At 67.0% G+C, this 9,362-nt stretch carries 9 protein-coding genes and 1 riboswitch; all 9 genes read right to left on the bottom strand.

Annotated elements, in window-relative coordinates; all coding sequences use genetic code 11:
* Positions 1-120 precede the first annotated feature (120 nt).
* Positions 121-1,551, bottom strand: a complete 1,431-nt coding sequence (locus tag AEQU_RS03665) for an alanine/glycine:cation symporter family protein (RefSeq protein WP_022739583.1) — start codon at positions 1,549-1,551, stop codon at positions 121-123.
* A 196-nt stretch (positions 1,552-1,747) separates the two neighbouring features.
* A complete protein-coding gene (locus AEQU_RS03660; RefSeq protein WP_022739582.1) occupies positions 1,748-3,178 on the bottom strand; it encodes an alanine/glycine:cation symporter family protein in 1,431 nt (476 codons plus the stop codon).
* Between the two features lie 75 nt (positions 3,179-3,253).
* Entirely contained in the window at positions 3,254-3,679 is a 426-nt protein-coding gene (locus AEQU_RS03655) for a pyridoxamine 5'-phosphate oxidase family protein (RefSeq protein WP_022739581.1), read from the bottom strand.
* Positions 3,680-3,847: 168 nt separating this feature from the next.
* Positions 3,848-4,660 (bottom strand): energy-coupling factor transporter transmembrane component T family protein, encoded by an 813-nt coding sequence (locus AEQU_RS03650; protein ID WP_022739580.1) that lies wholly within the window; start codon positions 4,658-4,660, stop codon positions 3,848-3,850.
* Positions 4,653-5,573 carry an energy-coupling factor transporter ATPase gene (locus AEQU_RS03645; protein WP_022739579.1) on the bottom strand — a complete coding sequence of 307 codons (921 nt, stop codon included), beginning with the start codon at positions 5,571-5,573 and terminating at the stop codon, positions 4,653-4,655. Before AEQU_RS03645 ends, AEQU_RS03650 begins: the two co-directional genes overlap by 8 nt.
* Positions 5,549-6,385: an energy-coupling factor transporter ATPase gene (locus AEQU_RS03640; protein ID WP_022739578.1), complete on the bottom strand. Its 837-nt coding sequence runs from the start codon at positions 6,383-6,385 to the stop codon at positions 5,549-5,551. The genes AEQU_RS03645 and AEQU_RS03640 overlap by 25 nt, the downstream gene beginning before the upstream one ends.
* Entirely contained in the window at positions 6,385-7,026 is a 642-nt protein-coding gene (locus tag AEQU_RS03635) for an ECF transporter S component (protein WP_022739577.1), read from the bottom strand. The genes AEQU_RS03640 and AEQU_RS03635 overlap by 1 nt, the downstream gene beginning before the upstream one ends.
* Before the next feature lie 155 nt (positions 7,027-7,181).
* A riboswitch (FMN riboswitch) is annotated at positions 7,182-7,330 on the bottom strand.
* 109 nt (positions 7,331-7,439) lie between these two features.
* Positions 7,440-8,369: an ABC transporter ATP-binding protein gene (locus tag AEQU_RS03630; protein WP_022739576.1), complete on the bottom strand. Its 930-nt coding sequence runs from the start codon at positions 8,367-8,369 to the stop codon at positions 7,440-7,442.
* Positions 8,362-9,360, bottom strand: coding sequence for a FecCD family ABC transporter permease (locus AEQU_RS03625; protein WP_022739575.1), 999 nt, complete (start codon positions 9,358-9,360; stop codon positions 8,362-8,364). Before AEQU_RS03625 ends, AEQU_RS03630 begins: the two co-directional genes overlap by 8 nt.
* Positions 9,361-9,362: the final 2 nt, after the last annotated feature.

Raw genomic sequence — 9,362 nt, 5'->3', positions numbered from 1 at the left:
TTCGCAAAAGAAGGCACCGCCTGGCGCTCAGGACTTACGGCCCGTCGGCCATCTGGCCATTCTAACACGAGCGCCCCGCATTGCAGGGCGCTCGCTCATGACACACTATGTCGCTAGAACCTACTTGCTGTCCAGCTGCGGAATGGGAGCCTCGTCGCGCTCGTCGAGGTTGCCCTCGTAGACGTAATGCTTCGTCTCCTTCGCGATGAGCCCGGAGAGCAGCAGCACCATGATGATGTTCGGGATGGCCATAAGGGCGTTGGTGATGTCGGAGACCGTCCAGACCACCTCGCCCACGCCGATGGCGCCGAGGAAGGCCACCACCACGTAGAGCACCTGGTAGGGGCGGATGGCGCGCTTGCCGAACAGGTAGGTGACGCAGCGGTTGCCGTAGTAGGACCAACCCAGGATGGTGGAGTAGGCGAACAGAATCATGCCGAAGATGAGAATGGGCGTGCCGATGTAGGGAATGCTCGCGAAGGCCGCGGAGGACAGCGCCGCACCGGCGGTGATGTTGCCGGCCATGATCTCGGACTGCAGATCGGCGTTGCCGAGCATGGTGGACACGAGCACGAGACCGGTGAGCAGGCAGATGATGACCGTGTCCCAGAAGGTGCCGGTCATGGAGACGAGCGCCTGACGGGCCGGGTTGCGGGTCGCGGCCGCCGAGGCCACGATGGGCGCGGAGCCGAGGCCCGACTCGTTGGAGAACAGGCCGCGCGCGCAGCCGAACTGCAGGGCCAGCATGAGGCCGGACCCCAGCGCGCCGCCGAAGGCCGCCTTGGCGGTGAAGGCGCTCTCCACGATGAGGCAGAACGCGGGCCAGACGAGCTCCCAGTTCATGCCGAGGATGACAACGCAGCCCCAGATGTAGGCGATGGCCATGAAGGGCACGAGCTTCTCGCACACGTTCGAGATGACCTTCACGCCGCCGAAGATGACGACCGACACCATGATGACGATGGCCAATCCGATGCCCCAGGCAGGCACGCCGGGCAGATTCGTGGAGATGACCTCGGTCATGGCGGAGGACTGCACGGCCGAGCCGATGCCGAAGGACGCGATGGCCGCGAACAGGGCAAAAGCCCCGGCGCCGAGCAGCGCCCACCAGGGCGTGTTGCCGTTCTTGTCAGTGAAGCCGCGCTTCCACGCGTACATGGCGCCGCCGAGCATGTCGCCGTTGTGATCCTTCACGCGGTACTTAACGGCAGCGAAGGTCTCGGAGTACTTCGTGGCGATGCCGAACACGCCGGTGATCCACATCCAGAACACCGCGCCCGGACCACCCGCGATGATGGCGGTGCCCACGCCGACGATGTTGCCGGTGCCGATGGTGGCCGACAACGCCGTGCACAGCGCGCCGAACTGGCTGATGTCGCCGGGAGCGTCGGGATCCTTGGTCACCGACAGCTTGATGGCCGTGGGCAGCTTGCGCTGGATGAAGCCGGTGCGGAAGGTCAGAAAGATGTGCGAGCCTAACAGCAGCACGAGCATCGGCGGCCCCCAAACGAAGGCGTCGATGCTGTTGATAACGTCAACAATCATGTCCATGTGGCGGTTCTCCTCTCAGTGAGCGCAGTGCGGCGGGACTTCAAAGCCAGCGGCTCGGCGCGGCGGTCCCGGCGAGGCAAGGCGCGCTCATCGGGCCTTCGCACTTTAACGTGCTAAAGTAGCCGCATTATAGAGGGAGAAGTTGAGCGTCTTTGTTAACAATGGAAGAATTCCCCGTAAGCGGCGGCGGGGCCTTCTAAAGCTGTGCCTTGTCCACGCGGGGCACGGGCTCGGCATACTCCTCGTCGAGGTGCCCGTCGTAGACGTAGTGCTTGGTCTCCCGGGCGATCATGCCCGAAAGCAGCAGAATGACGATGATGTTGGGAATGGCCATCAACGCGTTGCCGATGTCGGAGATGGTCCACACCACGTCCCCCACCCCGATGGCGCCGAAGAAGGCCACGGCCACGTAGATCACCTGGTACGGCTTGATGCCCTTGGGGCCGAACAGATAGGCCACGCAACGATTGCCGTAATAGGACCAGCCGAGGATGGTGGAGTAGGCGAACGCGCACATGCCGAGCACGAGCACCGGCGTCCCGAACACGGGGATCTCGGCGAAGGCGGCACTGGCCAAGGCGGCCCCGGTGAAGATGGAGGGGTTGGCCAGGATGTCCGCGCCGATCTCCGGGTGCACGATCATGGTGGACACGAGTACGAGCCCCGTGAGCAGGCAGATGACGCCCGTGGACCAAAACGCGCCGGTCATGGAGATGAGCGCCTGGTCGGCGGGGTTCTTCGTCTTGGCCGCCGCCGCCACAATGGGGGCGGTGCCCAGCCCCGACTCGTTGGAGAACAGGCCGCGCGCGCAGCCGAACTGCAGGGCCATCACCATGCCGGAACCCACCGCGCCGCCGAAAGCCGCCTTCGGCGTGAAGGCGCATTCCAGAATAAGCCCGACGGCCTCGCCGAGCACCGGGGCGTTCATGCCCATGATGACCAGGCAACCGAGCGCGTAAGCGCCGGCCATGATGGGCACGAGCCACTCGCACACCCGCGCGATAGAGTTCACGCCGCCGAAGATAACGGCCGCCACGGCCACGACGATCACAACGCCCACGGCCACGGCCGGAATGGCGGGCACCGACGAGGTGACGATGCCGGAGATGGCCGCCGCCTGCACCGCCGAGCCAGTCCCGATGGTGGCGATGACGGCGAAAGCGGCGAAGGACACGGCACCCAGCGTCGCCCACCACGGCACGCTGCCGTCCGGCCGCGCGAAGGCGCGCTTCCACACGAACATGGCGCCGCCCAACATGGCGCCAGTTTTGTCGCGAACGCGGTACTTCACGGCCGCGTAGGTCTCGACGTACTTGGTGGCGATGCCGAACAGTCCCGCGATCCACATCCAGAAGATGGCGCCGGGGCCGCCGGCGAGGAGCGCCGTGGCCACGCCGACGATGGAGCCGGTGCCGATGGTGGCGGCCAGCGCCGTGGCCAGCGCCCCGAAGCTGGAGATGTCGCCCTTGCCCGACGGATCACGGCGCACCGACATGCGGATAGCCTGGGGCAACTTGCGCTGGATGAACCCCGTGCGGAACGTCAGGTAGATATGCGTGCCGAGCAACAGCGCGATCATCGCCGGGCCCCACACGACAGAATCGATAGTTGTGAGAAGTTCAATCATGGGTGCGATTGTACTGCATCGAGGGGCCTTCCGCGCGCAATGCGCCGAATGTCAACAAAGTGATGGGCGGGACCTCTACAGCTCGATGGGGTTCCAGGAGCCGTCGATGTCGCAGAGCCACGCCTCGGCGTCGTCGATGGTGAAGAAGGTGAGGCGCGGATCAGCCGCATCATCCCAGTCCTCGCCGAGGGCGACCATGTGCTTGAAGCCCTCCTCGCGAACCTCCGCGCTGGCGCGGTCTTCCAGGTTCGCGCGGCCCCGCAGGATGATCCAGCCGCGCCCGGGCTTCCAAGCGGTCAGCTCCACGCGGGGATTGGCCTGCATTTCGCGGTAGCAGTCCTTAGTGGTGGCGGTGCAGAACTGGATCTCGCCGTCCTGCAGCGCGGCGAAGCTGAAGGGGCGCACGTGGGGCTGAGCGCCCTCCGGGGTATCCTCCACCGTGGCGAGGTACCAGGCGGGGACGCTGGTGAGGTAGTCGACGATAAGCTCGTTTCCGGTCATTTCGGGGTCCTTTCTCGGGAATGTGGCTTGTCCGCGTGGGGCTGGAGGCGGTGGTGCCGTGCTCAAACAGCATTCAATGGCATTGCTCGATGAGGGCCATATCGTTCTCCTCTTGCCATTGAATGAACTGCGCGCGGCACCACCGCCTCCAGCCCCACGCTACTCAACTCAAAACGAAAGCGGAACGTAGTTGGTGGCGATGACGGCGGCGATCATGAGGACGAGAGCGCCGGCGCCGACGGCGTCGCGCCAGGTGAGGCGCAACGGATCGAGGCGGGTGGTGCCGACGCCGCCGTGATAGCAGCGGGCCTCCATGGCGGCGCTCAGCGTTTCGGCATGGCGGAAAGCGCTCGTAAACAGCGGGATGAGCAGAGCCGTGAGCGACTGGATGCCGCCGCGGAAGGGATTCGCGTTGAAGTGGGCGCCGCGACTTTTCTGGGCGCGGTAGATGATGCCGAGCTCGGTCATGAACTGAGGCAGGAAGCGCAGCGCGATGCCGAGAATCATGCCCAGCTCGTGGGCGGGAACGCCGATACGCGAAAGCGGCGCCATCAGACGCTCGAAGGCCGCCGTGATGTCGAGGGTGGTGGTCGTCAGGGTGAGCAGGCTCATCCCCATGAGCAGAAGCAGCAGGCGGCAGCCGATGAAGACGGCCGACTGCAGGCCCTTCTCGCTGATGCAGATGATGCCGAACTCGAAGTACACGTGACCGCCCTGGACGAAGAGCACGTTCAGGAGCGCCGTCAGCACCACGAGCACGAGCAGAGGGCCGATGGCGCGGATGGCCTGGAGCAGCGGGATGCGGCTCGCCGCATAGAAGCCCACGATGAACAGGGCCGCCACCGCGAGCGAGAGGGGCGTCGCCGCGCAGAACACCGCCGCCATGAGCACGAAGGACAGGATGAACTTCACCCGGGGATCCATAGCGTGGACGAGCGAGTCCTCGGGCCAGTACTGGCCGATGATGGCGCGATCAGGCATCGCCATCACCGCCTCTCAGCTGGGCGGCGATGTCGGCGGCCAGGGTGCGCTCGTCGTAGAGGTCGCGCCCCAGCGTGAAGCCGACCTCGCGCAGGGAAGCGGCGAAGGCCTCGGGCGCCGGCGCCCCCAGGCCCACGGCCTTCAGCGCTGCCGCATCGGCGAACACCTCGGCCGGCGTGCCCAGGCGGAACACGCGTCCCTCGGACAGCACGAGGATGCGGTCGCTCAAGACCGCCAGATCCTCCATGGAATGGGACACCATGACGATGGTGCGGCCCCCGGCGTGCAGCTCGCGGATGAGCCCCAGGAACTCCTCGCGGGAGAGCGGGTCGAGGCCGGCCACCGGCTCGTCGAGCACGAGCACCTCCGGCTCCATGGCGAGCACGCCGGCGAAGGCCACGCGGCGCTGCTGGCCGCCGGACAGGTCGAAGGGGCTGCGCTCGGAAAGCTCGTCGAAGGAAAGCCCCACCAGGGCCAGCCCTTCCCGCACGCGGCGGTCGACCTCCTCGGCGCCCAGTCCCATGTTGCGCGGCCCGAAGGCCACGTCGTCGTAGACGGTGCTGGCGAACAGCTGGTTCTCGGGGTACTGGAAGACGAGCCCCACCTGTCGGCGCACCTCCGTGGCAACCCCCTTCTCGGCCAGATCGAGCCCATCGGCCAGAACGCGGCCGCAGGTGGGATGCACAAGGCCGTTCATGTGCTGGATAAGCGTGGACTTGCCGCTTCCGGTATGCCCGGCGACGCCGAAGAACTCCCCCGGCTCCACCGCGAAACTCACATCGCGCAAGGCCCACACGGCGTCGGGAGCGTTGCCCCAGTCGGCCTGGCGCGCGGCGTCCTTCTTGCGGCGGCGCCTCTTCTTCGCCTCGCCGCCCTCGTAGGAGTAGCTCACATCTTCGAACGCAAGGCGCATAGCTCCTCCTTCAGGGCGTCGTCGGTGATGCAGGTGGAAACGGGCACGCCGGCGGCCTGCAGCTCGAGCGAGAGCCGGCAGGCGAAGGGCACTTCCAGGGAAAGCGCGCGCAGCTCGTCGGCGCGCACGAGCACCTCTTCCGGGGCGCCGTCCATACGCACCTCGCCGCCGTCGAGCACCACCACGCGGTCGGCGGCGGCCGCCTCCTCCATGAAGTGGGTGATCATCACGACGGTCATGCCGCGCTCGTGCAGCTCGCGCACGACGCGCATGAGCCCGGCGCGCCCGCGCGGATCGAGCATGGCCGTGGCCTCGTCCAGAATGAGGATGGCCGGATCCATGGCGAGCACCCCGGCGATGGCCACGCGCTGCTTCTGACCGCCCGAGAGCGCATTGGTCTCGTGGGCCTCGAAGCCCTGCAGGCCCACTTCGGCGAGCGCCCGGGTCACGCGCTCGCGCAGCTCGGGGTTCGGGATGCCGAGGTTCTCCGGGCCGAAGGCGACGTCGTTCTCGATGAGGCTCGCCACCAGCTGGTCGTCGGGGTTCTGGAAGACCAGCCCCGCGTTGGAACGGATGAAGTAGGTCTGCTCCGCGTCGCGGGTGTCGCAGCCGAACACGACCACCTCGCCCTCGTCGGGCAGAAGCAGCGCGTTGATGTGCTTGGCCAGGGTGGACTTCCCCGAGCCGTTGCCGCCGAGCAGGCACAAAAACTGCCCCTGGGGCACCGTCAGGTTCAAGTGGCGGAAGACGAAGGCCTCCCCATCGTAGGTGAAGGCGGCATCGCGGAAGTCGACGAAGACATCGGTGCTCATTAGCGGCCCTTAACCTGGTCTTTCTTCGGGGTGATGAGGTTCGAGATGGCCTTGTAGACGATAAGCGTCAGAATGGCGTTCAAAAGGCCCTTCAGCAGGTTGAACGGGATGAGGATGGGCACGATCATGGCCACGACGGCATCGAGCGGCACGCCGAGCCAGGCCGGGGTGACCACGAGGTTGCCGAGCACGGCCATGACGACGGCGAACACGATGCCGAGCAGAAGGCCGATGATGGCGCCCTTCAGGGTGTGGATCTTCTTGTACACGAGCGCCGAGGGCAGGATGAAGCCGATGACCACGAGCAGGTTCATGAGGGCGCCGGTGAAGTCGGCGAAGAGGATGCCGTGGGCCACCACCGAGATGATGCCGCAGGCGAGACCCGCCGCCGGGCCGTAGGCAAAGCCGCAGACCGCCGCGGGCATGATGGAGGCGTCGTAGGACAGCCACGCCACGCCGGGCAGAAGCGGGAACTCGACGAAGGACAAGAGCACCGAGATGGCGCACAGAAGCGCGATGGTCACGAGCACGCGGGTAGACCAGCGGTTCGTGTTCGCCATGGTCTTCTGGGCCGTGGGCGCCTTGGCGGGGCGCACGGTGGAGGAACCGACAGCGGGGTGAGTCGTGGGTTTGTTGGCCATGATGGACCTTCTTTCTCTTCGCGAGGCGTATCTTCCGGAGCCGCTTCCCCTCGCAAAAAGAAAACGAGCCCGTATGAATTCCTTTCATACAGGCTTCCATGATGTCGCGCTTCCGTTTGCGTTGGCCCCATCGGCCGGGGCGCCGGAAGCGCGAGCGTCTGCCTCTTCCATCCGGACTGTAACCGTTGGCCCCGGAATTTCACCGGGTCAGCCTGCGCTCTCGCACAGGGTCGCGGGCTTGCCGGCGCGCGCAGGCGCCGTGCTTACCGCCAGTGAGGATTTCCACCTCGCCCTGAAACAGAATTCACGGGGCACATTGTAGGCGACGCGAGCCGCGTGCGCAACCCCCGAGCCATCGGATGCGCGCAGCGGTTCATAGCCGTCGCCGATGCTTCGGGACGCCGGGGCGCCTTTTAGCGGCTGCGGGGGTACAGGACGTAGCCGCGCTCGGCTTCGCGGACAGCTTCAGCGCCCGCATTGCTCTCCGTATACGAAATCGTTCCGACACCTTCGCCGGGCACGGACGGATGCGGGCGGTCGTGGGGGCAGATGTCCATTTGGAAGGCGTCGCCGACGGCGCCCGAGGCGAGCACCTCGTCGGTCGGGCCCTGGGCGGCGACCCTCCCCTTCCGCATCACCACGAGGTAATCGGAGTAGCGCAGGGCAAGATCCAAATCGTGGATGACCATGGCGACGGTCTTGCCCTCGCGGCGGTTCAAGTCGCGCACGAGGGCCATGAGGTCGTGGCAGGCGCTGATATCCAGATAGGTGGTGGGCTCGTCCAGCACGATGAGGTCGGTGTCCTGGGCGAGCGTTCGGGCCAGATGCACTCGCTGGCGCTCGCCGCCGGAAAGCTGGCGCAGGTCGTGATTGCGGAAGACCGCGACCCCGGCCCGTTCCATGGCGGCTTCCACGGCCGCGCGGTCGTCGGGGCCGAGGCGGCCGCCCCAGCCCACGTACGGCTGCCGCCCGCAGGCCACCAGGGCCTCCACAGTCATGGGAGGCACGCGCGAGCTCTGAGCCAACACCGCCATCAGCCGCGCCCGCTCGCGAGGAACAAGCGCACTGGTGTCGCGGCCGGCCACTTCCACCCGTCCCGCCACAGGGCGCAAAAGGCCGGCAGCCAACTTCACCAACGTCGATTTCCCGCAGCCGTTGGGGCCGACGATGCTCGTCACCGCGCCGACGGGAATGGCGGCGGAAAGCCCCTCCATGAAGGGGGCGCCCGCCCTGTAGGAGAACGAGAGGTCCTCGTAGCGGATGGCGCACTCCGACGCGCGCGCCTTAGCGTCGGCGAGACGCGCGCACGACGTCCTCTCGCCCTGAATGGCACGCTCAGTCAAGGCCGCCTCCTTTGTTCTTCAGGATGAGGTAGATGAAGAAGGGGCCGCCGATGAAGGCGAGCAGAATGCCCACGGGCAGCTCGTAGGGGGCGAACAGCACCCGGGCCAGAAGGTCGCATCCCACGACGAAGGCCGCGCCGGCCAAGGCGGACGCCGGCACCACCCAGCGGTTGTCGTGACCCACGAAGAAGCGCATGAGATGCGGCACCACCAGCCCCACAAATCCGATAAGGCCCGCGAAGCTCACGGCCGCGCCGGCGAGCACGGCGGCCACGGCGAGCATCCCCAGGCGCACGGCGCGCACGTTCACGCCCAGGCTGTGGGCCGCCTCGTCGCCGAGCGAGAGGATGTTCAGCTTCGCCGCGCCCGCCAGCGCCGCCGCCAGGCCCACGGCGATGTAGGCGGCCGGCCACGCCAGATCGCGCATAAGGATCCCGGACAGGCCGCCCACGAGGAAGGTGGACGAGCCGATGTAGGCGTCCGGGTCAACGATGAGGATGGTGTTCATGCCCGCGCCGAACACGGTGGTGATGGCGATGCCGGCGAGGACCACGGTAAGGCGGCTGAGTCCCGTGCCCAGCGACAGCGCGAAGATGATGAGCGCCGTCGCGAGCGCCCCGGCGAAGGCCGCCAGCGGCGTGAGCCACAGCGCCCCGGGAACGAGCGAGGCGGCCAGCAGCACGGCAAGCCCCGCACCGGAGTTCACGCCGATGACGTTGGGGCTCGCCAGCGGGTTGTCCAGGCACGCCTGGATAAGCGCGCCAGAGGCGGCCAGGGCGGCACCGGCCAGAAGGGCCGCCAGTACCCGCGGCACGCGGACGTTCTCCAAGATGTTGCGGGCCGTGGCGGAGACGTCGCCGCCGAAAAGCCACGTCGCCAGCTCCGGCAGGCTCACCGAGGAGGCGCCGAGCATGAGCGCCGCCGCCGTGACCGCCGCAAGAAAGACGGCGGTCGCGGCAACGACGACGATGTTGCGGGAGACAGAACCCATGG

This window comes from Adlercreutzia equolifaciens DSM 19450 (assembly GCF_000478885.1).
GTDB classification, from domain to species: domain Bacteria; phylum Actinomycetota; class Coriobacteriia; order Coriobacteriales; family Eggerthellaceae; genus Adlercreutzia; species Adlercreutzia equolifaciens.
Note: the sequence above shows the minus strand (reverse complement) of the source record. Positions and strands in the feature narration are given on the sequence as shown.